We start from the raw sequence: 20,321 nt of genomic DNA on the forward strand, positions 1-20,321 counted from the left end.
TTTTATTCTACGAAGTTTTCAGGCCTTGAAAATTGGGCTCGCTTAACCAGTTTTTGAGGCTTGATAACTGCATTAGAGGCTTATTTTCGATGCGCCTGAAATTTTACTTTAATTGCATTTACTGTTGAAATCAAGCCCTCCCTGTCAGCCACGAAAAAGACATATGACACTTTCTCAATATATAAAAAATATCTACATCAGCACATGGCAAGTTATTAAATGTATGCCTATTTTTTTATTGACGATTAGTGTATTTTTCGCGCTTACAAAATTCTATGAGATTGGTATTGGCATGCAATCTGCCTCATCATCCGGCATTCCATATGAACCACGGAAACTGACAGTAAAAGAAGGATACTGGATTATAAAAATCATCCACATCTATCTCGGCGCAATGATCGGCATCAAAGTTTCCCGCCTCATTTTAATAGGTGAGAAGCGAAACTCTTTTATCCCGGCGGAGAGAAAAATATTACTCCTCTACACAGGCTTAATTCTGATTTACGTAGCGCTAATATTTGCCGCTGCCATTATTATTGCCAAACCCGTCTTTATGGCGTATCGCTATAATCTTTCATCCATTCAAATGTTTATAGTCGCAGCAATTTCAACTAGTGCCGTTTTCTATTTTTATATCCGGCTCGCGCTACTATTTCCTGCCATTTCACTGGGAAGCGGCGTGAAACTAGCGACAGCATGGAAAGCCGGCTCGAAGAATTTTTTGCATTTTCTGTTAATTTTTTCTGTCGCGCTGATAATTTTTTACTTTACCCAGCTATTGATTTTTTCATATATCGAGAAATTCACCTTGAAATTACCCGCTCTTTACATATTGAGCATCGAAACCTTATACAAAGGAATTTCATTAACCATGTTTTTCGTTGTTGCCGCCGCTTGCTCTTCATGGATTTACATCAATCATGTACGCGATTTTAAAAAATTAAAACTCGATTAAAAAAATAAAATAAAACATCGCATCAGATTAATTTTGATAAAATTAACCGAAGATCAAGAGCAGTCGTATCGAGATTAAATTTATCCCGCAAACATTCGACCAGATCATTCACGCTATTGATATTTTTACGTCGAACAGGAAATTGCATCGAACGCTCTGTAAAAATTTTATTTGATAAAGTTAAACGACCACTATGGGAAATACGACAAATAACCAGATTCGAAAGAAAATGTGACATGGGGAATGTGGAGGTATACCAGTTAGCCAGCTCATAATCAATCCACTCAGCAGGACGCAAATCGAAACGATAAATTTTTTTCCATACTCCATTCAGCTCAACTTCCAGCTCCAGGGTCTCTCGCTCTGAAGCCACGAGACGGAACCATTCGAACGAAGTTTGCTGCACCTTACCGGCAACTAACTCGATCGGCGTTGGCAGTGTGACACCACCAAATCCAACATCGCAAATATAAGATTTACCCTCCAAATCCACCCGCAGCAACATATGGGTGCAAGCTGCATTTGAACTCGGCACACCACCCCAAAGCACGCGTGCAATCAACGGCGTAACACAGAAGCCCAATTCCATCAAAACGTTGTAGAACAGCGTATTTTGCTCAAAACAATAGCCACCGCGACGGTGATTAACCAGCTTTTCCACAATAGATGGCAAGTCGATTAGTGCAGGCACACCAATCAGCGAATTAATATTCTCAAATGGAATAGTCTGGGTATGCAGCTCGTGCAATTCACGCAGAACATTCAATGCCGGGCTATACGCCTGACCTCGATAATCAATACGCGAAAAATAACGCTCAAGATTTAACACATCACACCGACTGATTAAATATATTCAGCTGGAGATACTAACCAGCCGAATATCAGTTAAATTTCTATTTAAAAGCCTTTTAGAGCGGCAGTAGCGACAGCAGGAACATTAATGCCGTTATTCGATGCAAACTGAACCGCCTGACTCAATGTTACAACAAGTGATTTTAGCTGGCCAGGTGCAGATTGCGCGATATACGATGCTGCTTGAGCTGTCTGCGGATTCAGGCCAGATTGCAATAACGAAGCGGGATTCATTTGAGTAATGTTTCCGAGACCTGAACTCAAGCCTGCGTATTGACTAACACCTTTACCAAGCGCCGCCAGTCCTTCTGTAAAGGCTTGTTTATTAACTGGTGGTGCCGAAACGCCGCGACTCATGAACGCCTGAGTCAATGCCTGCGATACCGATTGTTGAGTGCCCCCTATTTTCGAAAGCTGATTGACAGATGGCGTTCCATTCAACAGGCCAGCCGCTTGCTGGATTTGCCCGACCGAACTGGATAAACCCATCGCCGAAGCAAGATTCGACTGTCCATTTAAAACCTCTTGATTCGCACCAATATAATTTTGAAGCAAGCCAGACAGTCCACCTGTTTCAGTAGACACCGCCGAATGCCCACCAATTCCAAATTGAGATAGATTTAGCTGAGCATGTGACGCATTAGATATCAGCAAACCCGTACTAACAAATAGCGAGAGGATATATTTATTCATTTAATTCTCCTTTCCAGTGATGAAAAAGCTTCGACCATATATTCAAGATTGCGTTCGCCAAAAACATCTAATAACGCGCTATTAAATATTGAGATCGACTTCTCGCCACCCTCCGCCCGTGTCATACGAGCGCAGAAACAGATCATTGGAAGCGGGGAAAATCAGCGGCAACAACGTGTTAAGTGCAAGTGCTTAACTAACAAATAGACAACAAACATTCTGATTAACGAGACAAGGCCGCATAGTACGTTGAGCTCCCAAACGCCGGCAGAATTCGCAGCAAAGTATCGGACAACACTGATTGCTCCTGCCGAGCAGAAACCGATTTGAACAGAACTTTCCTAGAAGTCCTTTGGTTCTATCGATGGGGTAGAACGATACCAACTTGAGATATGACTAACGAGCGATTAGCTAAAACGACAGAAGGCAATCAAAGCGGCGAAGCCGGGAAGTCAATGCTGCGTGGGTGAGAAGCGGGAGCGGCAGGAAGGGGGAAGTGTAGCCGGGATGGCGGTCAGGCGGGGGGAGAGGGCGCGGGGGGTGAAGCGGAAGGGGGTGTAAAGACACACAAAGACAAACGCCCCGCAAGCGAGTGCGAGCGGGGCGAATGAGGAGATGGAGCCTGACGATTACCTACTTTCACACGGGAATCCGCACTATCATCGGCGTGGAGTCGTTTCACGGTCCTGTTCGGGATGGGAAGGGGTGGTACCGACACGCTATGGTCATCAGGCAAAGCTGTAACCCGGTCTGGCGATACCAGACAGGGGAATCGGGAAGAAGCAGCAAGGTAATGGGGTTGTGAGTGTGGCACGAACACAGACTCAAACCACGTGGCCCGTGAGTAAATACTCATGGAAACACACTGGTTATAGGATCAAGCCTTACGGGCAATTAGTATCAGTTAGCTTAACGCATTACTGCGCTTCCACACCTGACCTATCGACGTCCTGGTCTCGAACGACCCTTCAAGGGGCTTGAAGCCCCGGGGATATCTCATCTCAAGGCGAGTTTCCCGCTTAGATGCTTTCAGCGGTTATCTCTTCCGAACATAGCTACCCGGCGATGCCACTGGCGTGACAACCGGTACACCAGAGGTTCGTCCACTCCGGTCCTCTCGTACTAGGAGCAGGTCCCTTCAAATATCCAGCGCCCACGGCAGATAGGGACCAAACTGTCTCACGACGTTTTAAACCCAGCTCACGTACCTCTTTAAATGGCGAACAGCCATACCCTTGGGACCGGCTACAGCCCCAGGATGAGATGAGCCGACATCGAGGTGCCAAACACCGCCGTCGATATGAACTCTTGGGCGGTATCAGCCTGTTATCCCCAGAGTACCTTTTATCCGTTGAGCGATGGCCCTTCCATACAGAACCACCGGATCACTATGACCTGCTTTCGCACCTGCTCGACTTGTCGGTCTCGCAGTTAAGCACGCTTATGCCATTGCACTATCAGCACGATTTCCGACCGTACCTAGCGTACCTTCGTACTCCTCCGTTACACTTTGGGAGGAGACCGCCCCAGTCAAACTGCCTACCATGCACTGTTCCCGACCCGGATAACGGGCCAGGGTTAGAACCTCAAACAAGCCAGGGTGGTATTTCAAGGATGGCTCCACGCGAACTGGCGTCCACGCTTCAAAGCCTCCCACCTATCCTACACAGACCGGTTCAAAATCCAATGCAAAGCTACAGTAAAGGTTCATGGGGTCTTTCCGTCTAGCCGCGGGGAGATTGCATCATCACAAACATTTCAACTTCGCTGAGTCTCGGGAGGAGACAGTGTGGCCATCGTTACGCCATTCGTGCAGGTCGGAACTTACCCGACAAGGAATTTCGCTACCTTAGGACCGTTATAGTTACGGCCGCCGTTTACCGGGACTTCAATCAAGAGCTTGCACCCCATCATTTAATCTTCCGGCACCGGGCAGGCGTCACACTCTATACGTCCACTTTCGTGTTTGCAGAGTGCTGTGTTTTTATTAAACAGTCGCAGCCACCAGTTTATTGCAACCCCTTCACCCTTCTGGCGCAGGCCAGTCAAGCTACAGGGGCGTACCTTATCCCGAAGTTACGGTACCAATTTGCCGAGTTCCTTCTCCCGAGTTCTCTCAAGCGCCTTAGAATACTCATCTCGCCCACCTGTGTCGGTTTGCGGTACGGTCTTGTTAAACTGAAGCTTAGAGGCTTTTCTTGGAACCACTTCCAGTTGCTTCACGGCCTGAGCCGCTGGCTCCGCACCCTTGAATCCTGTACCCGGATTTGCCTGAGTACCTTCTCCAGTGCAGCGACCGGGACTTCCAACACCCGGACAACTTTCCGCGATCCGTCCCCCCATCGCATTTAACAATGGTGCAGGAATATTAACCTGCTTCCCATCAGCTACGCATTTCTGCCTCGCCTTAGGGGCCGACTCACCCTACGCCGATGAACGTTGCGTAGGAAACCTTGGGCTTACGGCGAGGGGGCTTTTCACCCCCTTTATCGCTACTCATGTCAGCATTCGCACTTCCGATACCTCCAGCGCACTTTTCAATGCACCTTCGCAGGCTTACGGAACGCTCTCCTACCATGCACATTACTGTGCATCCGCAGCTTCGGTATATTGCTTAGCCCCGTTACATCTTCCGCGCAGGACGACTCGATCAGTGAGCTATTACGCTTTCTTTAAAGGATGGCTGCTTCTAAGCCAACCTCCTGACTGTTTTAGCCTTCCCACTTCGTTTCCCACTTAGCAATATTTGGGGACCTTAGCTGGCGGTCTGGGTTGTTTCCCTCTTGACACCGGACGTTAGCACCCGATGTCTGTCTCCCGTGATTGCACTCTTCGGTATTCGGAGTTTGCTATGGCGAAGTAATCCGCAATGGACCCTTCAACCATGACAGTGCTCTACCCCCGAAGGTGATACACGAGGCACTACCTAAATAGTTTTCGGAGAGAACCAGCTATTTCCAGGTTTGTTTAGCCTTTCACCCCTATCCACAGCTCATCCCCTAACTTTTCAACGTTAGTGGGTTCGGACCTCCAGTACGTGTTACCGCACCTTCATCCTGGCCATGGATAGATCACCTGGTTTCGGGTCTACACCCAGCGACTGAACGCCCTGTTCGGACTCGCTTTCGCTACGCCTGCCCTAATCGGTTAAGCTTGCCACTGAATGTAAGTCGCTGACCCATTATACAAAAGGTACGCAGTCACCCCTTGCGAGGCTCCTACTGTTTGTATGCATGCGGTTTCAGGATCTATTTCACTCCCCTCCCGGGGTTCTTTTCGCCTTTCCCTCACGGTACTGGTTCACTATCGGTCGATCACGAGTATTTAGCCTTGGAGGATGGTCCCCCCATCTTCAGACAGGATTTCACGTGTCCCGCCCTACTTGTCGTACACCTAGTTCTTCCTCGCTGTTTTCGCCTACAGGGCTATCACCTGCTATGGCCGCACTTTCCAGAGCGTTTGGCTAACAACAAAGATAAAGAGTACAGGCTGATCCCATTTCGCTCGCCACTACTCTGGGAATCTCGGTTGATTTCTTTTCCTGCGGTTACTTAGATGTTTCAGTTCACCGCGTTCGCTTCACATGACCTATGTATTCAGTCATGGATACTCCATTCGGAGTGGGTTTCCCCATTCGGACATCTTCGGATCAAAGCTCGTTTGCCAGCTCCCCGAAGCTTTTCGCAGGCTACCGCGTCCTTCATCGCCTGTGATCGCCAAGGCATCCACCACATGCACTTGTTCGCTTGACCCTATAACGAGTGTGTCTCTTGCGGCCAGCATGACTGCTCTGGCCTGCTCCCCGGGGGGAGCCGCTTCACATCGTTACAGGTTGAGTATTGCGTTGTGCCGTATTCCAGGTCATCTTTCGATGAACTTTAAAATACATTGATACAATCACAACCCTGACCAGTCTACTTGCGCCCATCTCGAGGCACTTTCTTCTGGTCTCTTTACTACTTCTTCCTGATTTTTAAAGAACGACAGCCGGTACTTTCATACCAGTTGAGTGGCGCAACCGCCAATGCGCAACCCTCGCAGCCTTCACTTTCGTGAGACCGCAAGTCCTGTGCATTGAAGATTGGTGGAGGATGACGGGATCGAACCGACGACCCCCTGCTTGCAAAGCAGGTGCTCTCCCAGCTGAGCTAATCCCCCAACTCATACATCCCAGGCGTCTTCACCGGCAGCCACCGCAGACAAAGATGGTGGGTCTGGCTGGATTCGAACCAGCGACCCCCGCCTTATCAAGACGGTGCTCTAACCAACTGAGCTACAGACCCCTGAGTCTGTCCTGATTACAGCCGATAAGCGTGAGCACTTGATGTTGACACGTGAGCTCGAGAAAGGAGGTGATCCAGCCGCACCTTCCGATACGGCTACCTTGTTACGACTTCACCCCAGTCATGAATCCTACCGTGGTGACCGTCCTCCTTGCGGTTAGACTAGCCACTTCTGGTAAAACCCACTCCCATGGTGTGACGGGCGGTGTGTACAAGACCCGGGAACGTATTCACCGCGGCATGCTGATCCGCGATTACTAGCGATTCCAGCTTCACGCAGTCGAGTTGCAGACTGCGATCCGGACTACGATCGGTTTTCTGGGATTAGCTCCCCCTTGCGGGTTGGCAGCCCTCTGTTCCGACCATTGTATGACGTGTGAAGCCCTACCCATAAGGGCCATGAGGACTTGACGTCATCCCCACCTTCCTCCGGTTTGTCACCGGCAGTCTCCCTAGAGTGCTCTTGCGTAGCAACTAGGGACAAGGGTTGCGCTCGTTGCGGGACTTAACCCAACATCTCACGACACGAGCTGACGACAGCCATGCAGCACCTGTGTTACGGTTCTCTTTCGAGCACTTTCACCTCTCGGCAAAATTCCGTACATGTCAAGGGTAGGTAAGGTTTTTCGCGTTGCATCGAATTAATCCACATCATCCACCGCTTGTGCGGGTCCCCGTCAATTCCTTTGAGTTTTAATCTTGCGACCGTACTCCCCAGGCGGTCAACTTCACGCGTTAGCTACGTTACTAAGGAAATAAATCCCCAACAACTAGTTGACATCGTTTAGGGCGTGGACTACCAGGGTATCTAATCCTGTTTGCTCCCCACGCTTTCGTGCATGAGCGTCAGTATTGGCCCAGGGGGCTGCCTTCGCCATCGGTATTCCTCCACATCTCTACGCATTTCACTGCTACACGTGGAATTCTACCCCCCTCTGCCATACTCTAGCCCGCCAGTCACAAATGCAGTTCCCAGGTTAAGCCCGGGGATTTCACATCTGTCTTAGCGAACCGCCTGCGCACGCTTTACGCCCAGTAATTCCGATTAACGCTTGCACCCTACGTATTACCGCGGCTGCTGGCACGTAGTTAGCCGGTGCTTATTCTTCCGGTACCGTCATCCTCCTGCCGTATTAGGGCTGAAGTTTTCTTTCCGGACAAAAGTGCTTTACAACCCGAAGGCCTTCTTCACACACGCGGCATTGCTGGATCAGGCTTGCGCCCATTGTCCAAAATTCCCCACTGCTGCCTCCCGTAGGAGTCTGGGCCGTGTCTCAGTCCCAGTGTGGCTGGTCGTCCTCTCAGACCAGCTACAGATCGTCGCCTTGGTAGGCCTTTACCCCACCAACTAGCTAATCTGCCATCGGCCGCCCCTGCAGCGCGAGGCCCTTTCGGGTCCCCCGCTTTCCTCCTCAGAGATCATGCGGTATTAATCCGGCTTTCGCCGGGCTATCCCCCACTCCAGGACACGTTCCGATGTATTACTCACCCGTTCGCCACTCGCCACCAGGGTTGCCCCCGTGCTGCCGTTCGACTTGCATGTGTAAGGCATGCCGCCAGCGTTCAATCTGAGCCAGGATCAAACTCTTCAGTTCAAACCTGTTACTGTTTTCGGCCAGTTTCCTGACCGGTCGCTCACTCAACGTATTGACAGGTATCAATTGCTCAATACCTGACCTTACTGTGTGAGACTTGATACTTTCGCTTCTTCAGCAAACCCCTTGAGGCCCGCTGCGCGTCGCTACCAAGCGCCCACACTTATCGGCTGTTAATTTTTAAAGATCATTTACAGGCCGGACCAGCTCTTCAGCTTCCCCACCCTGCCGTGCCGCCCTGCAGCACAGAAACGAGATTATGTAGAACTTTCCGCAGACCGTCAACATGTTTTTATCGGGACCCTGCTGCTTTCCTGCCCCAACCCTGCTCCGCTGACCAACCCGCAAAAGCCCCGCCAACTCTGGCGCTCCCGCTTTCGCCCTCACATCCACCCAGAGCGCGAAAGACCGCAATTCTAGTCACTCACCTCACGCCTGGCAAGACCTTTTTCGGGGAAAATTTTCCATGCCCGCATCCCGACGCCCCTACCTATATATATTGGGGCCCAGGAGGGCCCCAATATCAGCCGCATCCGCCATGCTCACACTGAGAATTTGTCGGTTGCGACTAGAATGGATGACTTTTCGCACCTAACCTACGGATTTATGCGCTCCCGAATCGCCAAACGCCTCCCTCATGATGCAGACAAGCTCGTCAGCATTTCACTTGCACTCTGTGCGTCGGGCAGCCGTGTCGAAGACCATTTCTGGGAAACAAAGCTCAATCTCGTTCTGGCAAAAATCTTGCGCAACGGCAACCAGGCGACACTAGACGCTGCGCTCGACCATCTCCAGCCAGACTCTCCCGACGCTTATGGCACGCTGGCTGATATGGCCGAAACCCATAGCGAATCGTTTATCACCGAACGCGACGGAGTGGAGCATCAAGCGCTGCTAGTTGCAGCTCCAGTTCTCGCCTGGACCCGGTACGTCATCCCATCAGGCACACTAAAAGACAGTACGGCGGATGCACTCCGCACACAGTTGCATGCCAACGTTCTTGCTGCAGGCACGCAAGCGATCATGGTCCCGTTCCTGTACAGCATCGACCAACTGCCACAACAGCACGTCGAAACCTGGCAAATCGCCCAGCAACTGGAGCGAGCAAAAGTGAGCGAAGGGAAGGCAAAAATTAACCTGAATGCGCTTCCCGAAGCCGCACCAATCCTCGCAGATCCACGCTTTCTGCTAATGCTGGTTACCGCCCCCGTCGGCGCACCGATCTTTCGCTGGCAAGAAGAATCCGAAGCGGGTGACGCACGGACAAGCCGCGAACAGTGTCTTGAACGGTGGATCGCACAGGGCGGGGTTCATTTTTCAGCCGCGTTACCAGGCTGCGAATTCGAATGCCTGCTGCCCGATGCCTATTTCACGTCATGCCGGAACGCCGACGAGCGCGTCCGCCCGCACACCGTGCGCACTGCCGTGCGCTATTTAGTCGACACGACTGGAACTGCACCACAAGATCTTCGTGCGGTTATCGCCGGCTTTGGAGAAGGCCGGATTGACGAATATCGCATCAGCTTCACCCGCCGCTCCAGTAATGATGTCATCTATGGCGTGGTTTGGCCCTTGTACGGCCGGGAAAATGGCGAACCGGGCACTGGCGAAGCAGCACGGGAAATCACTCCCGCTGATATGCCTCTGGAAAATATTGCAGCGCTGCTAAAAGAGGCGGGCATCAGCGATATCCGGCGTCATCCAGGACTATTCGAACCAGAATATTGCGATGATTGCGGCGTGCCGCTTTACGCCGACCCACTTGGAGAAATCGTCCACGCCGAAATGCCCGAAGACGCAACTCCATCACAGCCTCACTTCCACTAAAAACCCCATCTCAGACGCCTCGCCGCTAAACCCGGCTGGCGCGCACCACCCCACCCTTCCGCGCCACAACAGGCCGCAGTCTCAACATGGATGCGACAACAAGCTTAGGCGCGCATCCAGAGACCCTCATTCCGCTCCAAGCACCCCAGACAAACTCAGCTTATTCAGATGAGTCAATACGCTGCGTTATAAACCTACTATAACGCCGACGATATATTTTTCGCAGTCTTAACTTATAGCAAGATAAATTCAGCTCACAAAATACATAAATCTCTTAAATTCAGACTTAAGACAAAGAAAATTTTTGTCCTAAGACTTTTGGTCAGTTCACCTACAAGTAAAAATTTTTCATAATATTACCGACGAAACACTACACAACCGTCAAAATATTGATAATATAGATCGCACTTCTACATATACAAGGAGATAAAACAATGCGATTTTCAGTCTTTAACTCAGATGCGGAGCGTCGCGAAGGCCTAAAGACATTGCTCAGGCAAATTGACCGGCAAGCACGGTTCAACGATATCCATGACTGGCATCAGGCAGCACGAATGCTTCGGCGCCAGCACTCCGACATTCTGGTAATCGACTGGCAGGAGTGGATGACTATCAGCGATCTCCAGCACCTGTTAAAAGGTTTCCCCCACTTAGCAGTCGCAGTGCTGACAGATGACGTATCGCCCGCCAATATATGCCTTCTGCTCAACAGCGGTGTCCGTGGGGTCATCCCCCGCAAGTCCGACCCTCACCTGATCACCCTGGCACTTGAAATGGTGATACGCGGCTGGCGCTATATTCCTGAAGAAGCCATCAAGCTCAATGTCCCAAGGATCTCCAACCATGCGGTTCATCGGAGCAATCCAGCAGGACATCTGCCGTACCAGCCACGTTTAATTGCAAAACTATCTCCACGACAGCAACAGATTCTTCGCTGTGTTCACATGGGAAGCACGAATAAGATGATCGCTCGCACACTAGGTATTGCCGAAGGTACCGTCAAAGTTCATCTCAGCAGCATTTTCCAGCAGTTGGGTGCAGCCAATCGCACTGCCGCTGTTGCGAACTACAACGGCTGGCTCACGCAAAGCCTCGAGGTTTTACGGTCTTCAGAAGAAGCCTCACCCCGGCCTATTCACGGAAAAGCGGGCCTAGTCCCACTGCGGCATCCAGTCAAACCACCTCTCTCATACCCACTGCCCAGCGAGCCCGTAGACCCGCCCATGGCAGCTGAACCCACTTCACCGTTTGGCGACACTGAAAACCCGGACCCTGAAACCGAAACTGAAACAGAGCATTAAACGTGCCCGTGCCAGCTCTATTCACACCCGCTGGCACGGGATTTCCCACACGGAGTGTGCTCAACAGGTAATATGAGATACATGGGTTTCCTGTACACGCCGCTTCCATTGTGGGTCGCTTTCGGTAGCTGGGCCATCGCTGCCGGGTTGCTTCTGCTCGCGGGCTGGAAAAACCCGTTTCAGCGACTACGCGACACAACGTTGCAGCATGCCTGGTTCGCTATCGTCGTCGCCATTACGGTTTTATGGGCTTGTAATGCATGGATGGATGACGGAACAGTCATCCATCTGCTTGGTGCCACATTGCTGGTTACGCTATTTGACTGGCCGCTGGCGCTTATTGCCATGGCGGCAATTATCGGTCTGGCCGCCAGCGTTTTTGACGCCCCCTGGCAAGGTATTGGGCTCACATTCGTAGTATTTGGTGCCATCCCCGTGGCTGCATCTGCATTATTGCAGCGAGCCTTTATAGCCCTGCTGCCAGGCAATCCGCTCACCTACATCCTCAGTCAAGGCTTTGCTCTACCTGCTTGTGCAGCAATCACCACCTTGCTCGCAGCACTCGCTGTTCACGCCATGCTCACGGGTAATCCATTGGCTCCAGCCCCCACAAGCTACGCAGTCAGCACACTGCTGCTCACTTCAGCGGAAGCATGGTTCACTGGAATTTCAACCTTGCTCATCGCCATCTATCGCCCTGCGTGGATTACGACTTATGATGTCCAGCGTTACCGGCTGGGCAAACCCCGCCTTTAGATCCGGTCCGCGCCCAACAACGCTTATTCAATTTCCCCAGATAGAGCGACGCAACGAGCAAGACAACACGTCAACAATTCAAGCGTGAACATTGCCTGCCTGAAATTACCTGCCTGGAGCCGGAATAGAACCGTAACAATAAATATTTATTTCTGAATTGAACTCATTGCTGCTGTCAGGCATCTTACGTGCCTAATGTCTTCTCTGTCTCTACTGCACCTGATGGATCAATCCACTGCTACACGCCGCCCTCACCGTGCTGTCTTTTGGCTCGCCGCCTTTGCAGCAAGTATTCCGTTCCTCTGCATAACGCCTGCCTTTGCTGATCAGATCGACCAGCGCAACGAGCTTGCCGCCAAATTTGTCGATAACATGGCTGCCGATCCGTTGATTGCGAACTGTGCCACGCACGCCAATTTTGTTGCGAGCACCTCCGCGGCCTTCGATCATGTTGAGTTTCCACCCGGCTCGTTCGATAGCACACGTGCTTCGCTCACGCCATGGAATGACTCGTTTGATGAAGGCAAGCAGCGTGTCAAGGTCGATAGCATCGTCACCGTGGAGGGCCTCGGGATTCGCAAGGACGGTGGAGAGCCCTCTCACCTGAAGTTTCGCTGCGGTTATGTCGGCGATCAGGTGTTGGCTTTTAGCTGGAATGATCCCGTGCCTGCGCTAAAGCCGCGCAGTGCGGCTCCTCCCAGCACAAAGAAGAAGGCGGCCAAAGGCAAGCACACTAGTAGTAGCAAGGCCACGACAAAACGCACAAAAGCTAAATCGTCGAGTAAAGCCGCAGTATCGAAGTCTGGTAAAAAATCACCAGCAAAGAAAAGCAGCAGCACCACGAAAAAGAAGTCTTGACGATCAGGTCAGCCATAAAAACGGGGAAACATGCTATTCATGTTTCCCCGTTTTTTATCCCGCTACCTTTTCCTTTAGTCGTAGAACTATCAAGGAAAAGTTTCGACGTGCCGCAAAATGGCCTGGAGCATCGCCGCACCTAATGAGGCGCTTCGCTCTCCATTCCAACCCACCCGCTCATCGGGAAGATTGGCGTTGTCCTTGAAAGGCATTTCAAGGGTCAGCGACAGGCAGCCATATGTGTGGCCAATGTATTTCGAGGCTAGCTTCAGTGCGTCTTGCCGATATTTGCCTGATTCGTAGCCATATTTGTCCTGAAAGTCCGGGCTGGCTTGCTTAAACGCTTCTATAAACGCGCTCTGCTCCTGCGCCTGGCGCTCGGTGAATCCTGGCAACATTTCCGAGCCAGCCACGAACACATACGGCAGCGTTTCGTCGCCGTGGATATCAAAAAACAGATCACAGCCCGTTGCACTAATTGCCTCACGCACCAGCAAGACTTCGGGGCTACGTGCCGCATCGGGCTCCATCCATTCACGATTAAGGTTCGCGCCCGCTGCATTGGTGCGCAGGTTGCCATGCGCACTACCGTCGGGATTCATGTTCGGCACGATGTGGAATACGGCGTGGTCATACAGTTTGCGTGCCACCGGATCGCCCGCCCAGTCGCCCCAGCCAGCCAGACGTTTTACCAGCCCTTCGACAAACCATTCCGCCATGGTTTCGCCAGGATGCTGCCGGGCAATAATCCAGATATTTTTCTTGGGTACATCATCAGTTTGAGTCGTGCCCAGCGTCAGCACTGACATCGGACGGCCTTCGATGGTCTGACCCAGCTCGGTTAGCGTCGCCTGAGGCATCTGCTGTACCGTGCCGAGAAATGCCAGATGACGCTCTTCGCTGTACGGTTCGAAATACGCGTAATACACCCGGTCAAAGTCGGGGATATGCTCAATCGTCAGCGACTTCCCATCGTAGCTTGCAGGCACGCGAAACCAGTTTGTGCGGTCATAGCTAGCCACTGCCTGATAGTCGCGCCAGCCTTCGGCAAAAGCGCATTCGGAAGCGTTATCGAAGGTCATCACGCAACGCTCGCCGCGCACGCCAGACAAACAGAAATAGAACCACTGCGCGAAGTCCGCGTGACTATCGCGGCGGATTCGCAAGCGAATGTCATCCGCTTGCTCGCACGACAGCACCTCAATCGCACCTGCATCGAAATGGCTAGTAATTGAAAGCATCATGGTGTCCCCGAGTGAGATGTATTCAGCGCTGGGCCTAATCGGCCAGGCGTCGACGAAAAACATACGTCGCATCATTCGATGCGGCCGCGTCAAAGGCATAGCCTTCTGCATTAAAGCGCTTGAGTTGCTGCGGCGTATCCAGCCTGTGCTCAACGGCATAACGTGCCATCAAACCTCGTGCACGTTTGGCGTGAAAGCTAATGATCTTGTAGCGCCCGCCTTTCCAGTCTTCGAACACTGGTGTGACAACAGCGGCCTGCAACAGTGCGGGTTTGACCGAACGGAAATATTCGGCCGAAGCACAGTTCACTAATGCGGGTACAGCATGTGTATTGGCATGGAATTGCGCATTCAGCGCCTGGGTAATGCGCTCGCCCCAGAATGCGTATAGATCTTTGCCACGCGCAGTGGCCAGACGTGTACCCATTTCCAGCCGGTAAGGCTGAAGCAAATCGAGCGGACGCAGTAACCCATATAACCCCGACAACACACGCACATGCTGCTGCGCGTAGTCGAGATCGGTGGCCGAGAGTGATCTGGCATCAAAGCCTTCATACACATCGCCGTTAAATGCCAGCACAGCCTGCTTCGCATTGCTGGTATCAAACTGCGGCGACCAGTCTGCATAGCGCTGAAAATTTAATTGGGCCAGTGGGTCAGAAATACTCATCAAAGTCGCAATCTGGTGTGGCGACATGCGGCGCAAGCCGCCAATCAATTCAGCGGCCTCGGCAACAAAATCAGGGATGGTGTGCTTTTGGATGTGGGCGGGGGTGGCGTAATCGAGCGATTTCGCGGGCGACAGAACGATTATCATAAGCAGCTTGCCGGCACGCCGTGCCTGGCGGTCCAAGACGAAAGCACGATTGTAACGAATGCCTGTTTCTCACACCTCTCGCGCATTGCGCATCGTCCTCGATTCAAACGTCTGGATTGATATCCTGGTGTTCGACGACCCACATACCCGCCCCATTCGCGCCGCCCTCGAACGCGGTGCGCTCATCGCCCTGATTGATGCCCGCTGTCTGGCTGAACTGACCTATGTGCTGGACTATCCGCAATTTGTGCAGCGTGCGGTAAACAAACCAGCCGCACTCGAACTCGTCGCACACCTCGCACAACAGATCGAATTACCACCGCCTGCTGAGCCCGCCATCTCCTTGCCCAAATGCAAAGATCGAGACGATCAGAAATTTCTCGAACTCGCTCACGGGGTACAGGCGGACTGGCTGATATCGAAAGACCGCGCCGTCCTGAAGCTCGCACGCCGTTTTGCCCGCGACTTCGGGTTTCAAATCGCCCAGCCTGCGCAGTTCGTCACCGCATGCTCGCTTGATGCTGTTGCCTTGCCCTTGCCCTCCAGCTAGATGCGCACACGACAGCGGAACTCCCTACAATCGGGTTTCGCCTGGCTTTTACCCCGGTTTCCTCCAGAATTTGCTCACCTTTTATTCACCGTCACCAGCCACTCCGGCCTCCAGCCTCCAGCCTCCAGCCCTCAGCCCTGAACAGCGCCATGAATGCTCCACACGATATGCCAGCTTCACCATCATTTCCATCGCGTCTGCCCAATGTCGGCACGACAATTTTTACTGTCATGAGCTCGCTTGCCGCTGAAACCAATGCGGTCAATCTAGGCCAGGGCTTTCCTGATTTTGCGTGCGACCCACGGATCATCGACGCCGTTACGCACGCGATGCGCGAAGGGCACAACCAATATCCGCCAATGGCCGGTGCGGCTCCGTTGCGTCAGGCCATCTCTGACAAGATCGCCAGCGTGTACGGACGGCGCTACGACGCCAACACTGAAATCACAGTGACCGCTGGTGCAACCCAGGCGCTGCTGACCGCCATCCTGTGCGCCGTACACCCAGGCGACGAAGTCATCGTGATTGAGCCGTCATACGACAGCTATCTGCCGTCTATCGAACTCGCGGGCGGCACGCCCGTGTTCGTCACGCTAGAAGCCCCTGACTACGCGATTCCGTTCGACAAAATCGCTGCTGCCATCACACCCAAAACCCGCTTGATACTCATCAACACACCGCACAATCCAACCGGGACGGTCTGGCGTGCCAGTAATATGCGCCAGCTCGAAGCCATCGTGCGCGGCACCAGCATTCTGATTTTGTCGGACGAGGTGTATGAACACATGGTGTATGACGGCGCACCACACGAAAGCGTCGCGCGCTATCCGGAGCTGGCGCAACGCAGTTTTATCGTGTCGAGTTTTGGCAAAACCTATCACGTGACCGGCTGGAAAATCGGCTATCTCGCCGCTCCAGCTGCACTCACAGCAGAGTTTCGCAAAGTGCACCAGTTCAATGTATTTACCGTGAATACGCCAATGCAGGTTGGCCTCGCCCAGTACATGAACGATCCCGCTCCGTATCTTGAGCTACCGGCGTTTTATCAGAAGAAGCGTGATTTTTTCCGTGCGGGACTATCTGGTTCACGCTTTCGCTTGCTGCCATGCACTGGAACGTATTTTCAGTGCGTCGATTATTCGGCGATCAGCGATCTGCCCGAAGCCGAATTTGCTCAATGGCTGACGCGGGAAATTGGCGTCGCGGCAATTCCTGTGTCGGCGTTCTATCACACGCCACATGAATCGGGCGTGGTGCGTTTTTGTTTTGCCAAACAAGAACGCACGCTCGCTACTGCACTCGAACGCCTGGCACGCCTTTGACCTGACCTGCGTGGTGATACGCAACCGCTTTCTCTACTTGCTGCACACGTTTTCGCCTCACCGCACGGCCCGGCGCAGCGCCTGGGCCGTTTTCCAGCTACTGGCTACGAACACTTTCGACGTAGTTTTTCCGGTCATCCGAGACGCGCCGTGCTGCAGGCCGCGTCTCGATCTGCCCCACGTACGCTTTCCAGTCGATGCCCGCTTCCAGCAGAAAATCACGCCCATAAATTTTCTGCGTCGCTATGCCGACCAACGGCAAGCTGACATATCCGGCAATATCGGCCACGCTGAAATGAGCCCCGCGCAAATACGGTCCGAATTTCGCCAGACGCTGAAAGCCCGGCAGATGATGCAGCAGCAGCTTTTCAACACGTGTGCGGGTATCGTCGGTTACGGTGCCGCCAAAAAACGCTTCCTTGTACAACTCACGTGCGATTAGCTCGAGATACAGTTCGACATAGGTAATCAGCTCACGTTCTTTCGCGGCTTCCCATGGGTCTCGCGCGAAGATCGGTTTGTCGGGAAAGCGCGCAGCAAGATATTCAAGAATCACCTCCGATTCGCTCAGGTCACCCTCTTCAGTCTGGATATAAGGCACTTTGCCAAGCGGAGAGTGTTTCAGCAGCAATGCATCCTGCCCAGGCATCACCAGAACTTCCTCGAATGCAATCTGATGTTCAAGCAGCACAAATTTGACTTTGTTGTAGTAGTTGGACAGCGGGAAACCACACAGCTTAATCATCCTGCATCTCCTTCAAAGAATTGAATTCTGCATACCTGAACAGTTTTTCAGCATATGGCCCTGCCATGCACCAGCAACCAGGCGCTGACAGGTGCGCGTCATTCTAGAGTAATTACGGAGTCGAACCCCAACATGACCTCTCACCAATTCAGCATCGAAACCATCGGCATCGCCGGAACCGGAGCAATGGGCCGCGGCATCGCGCAGATCGCCGCGCTCGCTGGGCTAACCGTGCGTCTGCATGACGCCAGCCCTGCCGCGATCACAGCAGCACGTAATTACCTCGCCGACACCTTCAGCAAGCTGAGCACGAAAGGCAAGCTCGATGCCACGCTGGCACATGCTGCGCTGGCACGGGTCAGCGGCACACAGTCGGTCAGTGATCTCGCCGGCTGCGACCTCGTGATCGAAGCCATTGTCGAAAAACTTGAGGTCAAGCAAGCGCTTCTGCGGGAACTGGAAACCATCGTCAGCGGCCGCTGCATTCTGGCATCCAACACCTCCTCGCTCTCCATCACTGCGCTCGCTGCCGCGTGCCAGAACCCATCGCGGGTGGTGGGGTATCACTTTTTCAATCCGGTTCCGCTGATGAAGGTGGTCGAGGTCATCGACGGCTTGCGTGGCGACCCCGCCGCCGCCGATGCATTGATGGATCTGGCTCGTCGCATGGGCCATACGCCGGTGCGGGCAAAAGATATGCCTGGCTTCATCGTGAATCACGCCGGACGCGGGATGAGCACGGAGGGGCTGCGCATCGTCGACGAAGGCGTGGCCAGCTTTGCCGATGTCGACCGGATCATGCGTGAACAAGCGGGCTTTCGGCTCGGCCCATTCGAGTTGCTTGACCTGACCGCGCTGGATGTCTCGCATCCGGTCATGGAGTCGATTTATCACCAGTTCTATGAAGAACCCCGCTTTACACCTTCGCCTATTACAGGCACGCGTCTCGCAGGCGGGCTGCTTGGCCGCAAGAGTGGTGAAGGGTTTTATCGCTACGCAGAAGGCCAGCGTGCCGCTCATCCGGAAGCGCCTGCGCCCACCACGATGCCGCCCAGTGTATGGGTAAGCAAGCGTCATCCACGCGCTTATGCCGCTGTGTGTGAGCTGGTGTCAAAAGCAGGTGTACCGCTCGATGAGGGCAGCACACCTGCTTCCGGTTCGCTGCTGGTGGTCACGCCATTCGGTTTCGATGCGACTACTGCGGCCGTAGAAGAAGAACTCGATGCGAGCCGCGTAGTCGCACTTGATGCCTTGTTTCCCCTTACCAGTGCGCAGCGCCGCACGCTGATGACCACTCCGGCGACCACGCGGCTAGCGCGCGACACCGCGCATGCGTTGTTCGCGGCAGATGGCGTACCCGTGAGCGTGATTCGAGATTCAACCGGCTTTGTCGCGCAACGGGTGGTGGCCACCATCGTCAATATCAGTTGTGATATCGCTCAGCGCCGCATCGCTTCGCCACGCGATATTGACCTCGCGGTCACGCTCGGCTTGGGTTATCCGCAAGGACCGCTGGCACTAGGCGACGCGCTCGGTGCGCAAACCATCCTGAGCATCTTGCGTAACATGTCGCAAGTGCTGGGCGACCCGCGTTACCGGCCTTCTCCATGGCTGGCACGGCGCGCACAACTGGGCTTGTCCCTGACACAGGAGGAGCTTGCTGACACCCAGCCAGGAAGCACGCAATGAGTGCCGCACTTCTCACATCCCGCCCCGCAGGGAACGACACAACCCTGCTCCTCACGCTGTCCAACCCGGGCGTGCGCAACGCGTTGCATCCTGACATGTACGCTGCCGGGATCGAAGCGCTTCATGCTGCGCAACAAGATGCGTCAATAGCCGCGATTGTCATCACAGGCGCTGAGCAGTTTTTCTGCGCGGGCGGCAATCTGCATCGCTTGCTGGATAACCGTGCAAAAGACCCTTCGATACAAGCTCAGAGCATCGATCTGCTCGCGGCCTGGATTACCGCACTTCGTACTTGCTCAAAACCCGTGCTGGCTGCGGTCGAAGGCGCGGCCGCCGGTGCCGGGTTTTCACTCGCGCTGGCGTGCGATCTGATTGTCGCTGCCGATGACGCGAAATTCGCCATGTCATATGCCCGTGTTGGCCTGACACCAGACGGTGGAGGCTCGTGGTTTCTGGCTCAGGCGCTGCCACCTCAGTTCGCTGCTGAGGTGTTGTTCGAGGGCAAACCCATTAGCGCGGCGCGGCTGCACAAACTCGGCCTCATTAACCGCCTGGCAACGACAGGCACGGTGCTGCAAACAACACTGGCATGGGCGCAAGAACTCGCCTCTGTCTCGCCGCACGCTCTCGCGCACATCAAAATGCTGCTCGGTGCCGCAAGGAAGCAGCCACTGGCAACACATTTACTGGCCGAACGCGATAGCTTCGTTCAAGCACTACATCATCACGATGCCCTTGAAGGCATTCAGGCGTTCCTTGCAAAACGTCCCCCCCGCTATCGCAGCACCTGAGCGCTGATAACAGCCACTGCTAACCCTCTGAGCAGCGTGTCAA

Annotated in this window: 14 protein-coding genes, 2 tRNA genes and 3 rRNA genes; 9 read left to right on the forward strand and 10 right to left on the reverse strand. The window is 53.3% G+C overall.

Going from position 1 to position 20,321, the window contains the following annotated elements; all coding sequences use genetic code 11:
- Positions 1 to 163: 163 nt before the first annotated feature.
- Positions 164 to 955, forward strand: coding sequence for a hypothetical protein (locus tag GH656_RS16250; protein ID WP_153077080.1), 792 nt, complete (start codon positions 164 to 166; stop codon positions 953 to 955).
- A 22-nt stretch (positions 956 to 977) separates the two neighbouring features.
- Here GH656_RS16250 and GH656_RS16255 read toward each other — a convergent pair whose 3' ends face one another.
- From GH656_RS16255 to GH656_RS16285, 7 genes are all read right to left on the reverse strand, one after another.
- The gene (locus GH656_RS16255) at positions 978 to 1,784 is read right to left on the reverse strand and encodes an arylamine N-acetyltransferase family protein (RefSeq protein WP_153077081.1); all 807 of its coding nucleotides are present in this window, start codon (positions 1,782 to 1,784) and stop codon (positions 978 to 980) included.
- A 68-nt stretch (positions 1,785 to 1,852) separates the two neighbouring features.
- Positions 1,853 to 2,500, reverse strand: coding sequence for a hypothetical protein (locus tag GH656_RS16260; RefSeq protein WP_153077082.1), 648 nt, complete (start codon positions 2,498 to 2,500; stop codon positions 1,853 to 1,855).
- 620 nt (positions 2,501 to 3,120) lie between these two features.
- Positions 3,121 to 3,233 (reverse strand): 5S ribosomal RNA (rrf, locus tag GH656_RS16265).
- Between the two features lie 140 nt (positions 3,234 to 3,373).
- A 23S ribosomal RNA gene (locus tag GH656_RS16270) occupies positions 3,374 to 6,252 on the reverse strand.
- A gap of 330 nt (positions 6,253 to 6,582) precedes the next feature.
- Positions 6,583 to 6,658 (reverse strand) — tRNA-Ala (locus GH656_RS16275).
- A gap of 48 nt (positions 6,659 to 6,706) precedes the next feature.
- Positions 6,707 to 6,783: transfer RNA gene (locus GH656_RS16280), tRNA-Ile, on the reverse strand.
- Between the two features lie 62 nt (positions 6,784 to 6,845).
- Positions 6,846 to 8,378: ribosomal RNA gene (locus GH656_RS16285) — 16S ribosomal RNA — on the reverse strand.
- Together the 16S, 23S and 5S rRNA genes with 2 tRNA genes alongside form the textbook arrangement of a ribosomal RNA operon.
- Before the next feature lie 606 nt (positions 8,379 to 8,984).
- Here GH656_RS16285 and GH656_RS16290 point away from each other — a divergent pair.
- From GH656_RS16290 to GH656_RS16305, 4 genes are all read left to right on the forward strand, one after another.
- The gene (locus GH656_RS16290) at positions 8,985 to 10,205 is read left to right on the forward strand and encodes a DUF2863 family protein (protein ID WP_153077083.1); all 1,221 of its coding nucleotides are present in this window, start codon (positions 8,985 to 8,987) and stop codon (positions 10,203 to 10,205) included.
- A 434-nt stretch (positions 10,206 to 10,639) separates the two neighbouring features.
- Complete coding sequence (locus GH656_RS16295; RefSeq protein WP_153077084.1) at positions 10,640 to 11,506, forward strand: helix-turn-helix transcriptional regulator; 867 nt, start codon at positions 10,640 to 10,642, stop codon at positions 11,504 to 11,506.
- Between the two features lie 81 nt (positions 11,507 to 11,587).
- Positions 11,588 to 12,262: an energy-coupling factor ABC transporter permease gene (locus GH656_RS16300; protein ID WP_153077376.1), complete on the forward strand. Its 675-nt coding sequence runs from the start codon at positions 11,588 to 11,590 to the stop codon at positions 12,260 to 12,262.
- Between the two features lie 222 nt (positions 12,263 to 12,484).
- Positions 12,485 to 13,120, forward strand: coding sequence for a BspC domain-containing protein (locus tag GH656_RS16305; protein WP_153077377.1), 636 nt, complete (start codon positions 12,485 to 12,487; stop codon positions 13,118 to 13,120).
- An 89-nt stretch (positions 13,121 to 13,209) separates the two neighbouring features.
- On the opposite strand, the gene GH656_RS16310 is transcribed toward GH656_RS16305, so the two are convergent.
- Positions 13,210 to 14,364: a M14 family metallopeptidase gene (locus tag GH656_RS16310; protein WP_153077085.1), complete on the reverse strand. Its 1,155-nt coding sequence runs from the start codon at positions 14,362 to 14,364 to the stop codon at positions 13,210 to 13,212.
- Positions 14,365 to 14,398: 34 nt separating this feature from the next.
- Positions 14,399 to 15,181 (reverse strand): peroxide stress protein YaaA, encoded by a 783-nt coding sequence (gene yaaA, locus GH656_RS16315; protein WP_153077086.1) that lies wholly within the window; start codon positions 15,179 to 15,181, stop codon positions 14,399 to 14,401.
- A gap of 58 nt (positions 15,182 to 15,239) precedes the next feature.
- Here yaaA and GH656_RS16320 point away from each other — a divergent pair, with 58 nt between their 5' ends.
- Together GH656_RS16320 and GH656_RS16325 are read left to right on the forward strand one after the other, a co-directional pair.
- Entirely contained in the window at positions 15,240 to 15,731 is a 492-nt protein-coding gene (locus GH656_RS16320) for a putative toxin-antitoxin system toxin component, PIN family (RefSeq protein ID WP_153077087.1), read from the forward strand.
- A gap of 149 nt (positions 15,732 to 15,880) precedes the next feature.
- The gene (locus tag GH656_RS16325; protein ID WP_153077088.1) at positions 15,881 to 17,053 is read left to right on the forward strand and encodes a pyridoxal phosphate-dependent aminotransferase; all 1,173 of its coding nucleotides are present in this window, start codon (positions 15,881 to 15,883) and stop codon (positions 17,051 to 17,053) included.
- Between the two features lie 97 nt (positions 17,054 to 17,150).
- On the opposite strand, the gene GH656_RS16330 is transcribed toward GH656_RS16325, so the two are convergent.
- A complete protein-coding gene (locus GH656_RS16330; RefSeq protein ID WP_153077089.1) occupies positions 17,151 to 17,798 on the reverse strand; it encodes a glutathione S-transferase family protein in 648 nt (215 codons plus the stop codon).
- A 132-nt stretch (positions 17,799 to 17,930) separates the two neighbouring features.
- Here GH656_RS16330 and GH656_RS16335 point away from each other — a divergent pair, with 132 nt between their 5' ends.
- Together GH656_RS16335 and GH656_RS16340 are read left to right on the forward strand one after the other, a co-directional pair.
- On the forward strand, positions 17,931 to 19,487 hold the full coding sequence (locus GH656_RS16335) for a 3-hydroxyacyl-CoA dehydrogenase (RefSeq protein ID WP_153077090.1): 1,557 nt from the start codon (positions 17,931 to 17,933) through the stop codon (positions 19,485 to 19,487).
- The gene (locus GH656_RS16340; RefSeq protein ID WP_153077091.1) at positions 19,484 to 20,278 is read left to right on the forward strand and encodes an oxepin-CoA hydrolase, alternative type; all 795 of its coding nucleotides are present in this window, start codon (positions 19,484 to 19,486) and stop codon (positions 20,276 to 20,278) included. Before GH656_RS16335 ends, GH656_RS16340 begins: the two co-directional genes overlap by 4 nt.
- The last annotated feature ends 43 nt before the right edge of the window (positions 20,279 to 20,321 follow it).

The sequence above is a fragment of the Paraburkholderia bonniea genome, from assembly GCF_009455625.1.
GTDB classification, from domain to species: domain Bacteria; phylum Pseudomonadota; class Gammaproteobacteria; order Burkholderiales; family Burkholderiaceae; genus Paraburkholderia; species Paraburkholderia bonniea.

Coding starts and splice junctions, on each gene's coding strand:
- GH656_RS16250 (WP_153077080.1), top strand. CDS start 164: ATGACACTTTCTCAATATATAAAAAATATCTACATCAGCACATGGCAA.
- GH656_RS16260 (WP_153077082.1), bottom strand. CDS start 2,500: ATGAATAAATATATCCTCTCGCTATTTGTTAGTACGGGTTTGCTGATA.
- GH656_RS16290 (WP_153077083.1), top strand. CDS start 8,985: ATGCGCTCCCGAATCGCCAAACGCCTCCCTCATGATGCAGACAAGCTC.
- GH656_RS16295 (WP_153077084.1), top strand. CDS start 10,640: ATGCGATTTTCAGTCTTTAACTCAGATGCGGAGCGTCGCGAAGGCCTA.
- GH656_RS16300 (WP_153077376.1), top strand. CDS start 11,588: ATGGGTTTCCTGTACACGCCGCTTCCATTGTGGGTCGCTTTCGGTAGC.
- GH656_RS16305 (WP_153077377.1), top strand. CDS start 12,485: ATGGATCAATCCACTGCTACACGCCGCCCTCACCGTGCTGTCTTTTGG.
- GH656_RS16310 (WP_153077085.1), bottom strand. CDS start 14,364: ATGATGCTTTCAATTACTAGCCATTTCGATGCAGGTGCGATTGAGGTG.
- yaaA (WP_153077086.1), bottom strand. CDS start 15,181: ATGATAATCGTTCTGTCGCCCGCGAAATCGCTCGATTACGCCACCCCC.
- GH656_RS16320 (WP_153077087.1), top strand. CDS start 15,240: ATGCCTGTTTCTCACACCTCTCGCGCATTGCGCATCGTCCTCGATTCA.
- GH656_RS16325 (WP_153077088.1), top strand. CDS start 15,881: ATGAATGCTCCACACGATATGCCAGCTTCACCATCATTTCCATCGCGT.
- GH656_RS16330 (WP_153077089.1), bottom strand. CDS start 17,798: ATGATTAAGCTGTGTGGTTTCCCGCTGTCCAACTACTACAACAAAGTC.
- GH656_RS16335 (WP_153077090.1), top strand. CDS start 17,931: ATGACCTCTCACCAATTCAGCATCGAAACCATCGGCATCGCCGGAACC.
- GH656_RS16340 (WP_153077091.1), top strand. CDS start 19,484: ATGAGTGCCGCACTTCTCACATCCCGCCCCGCAGGGAACGACACAACC.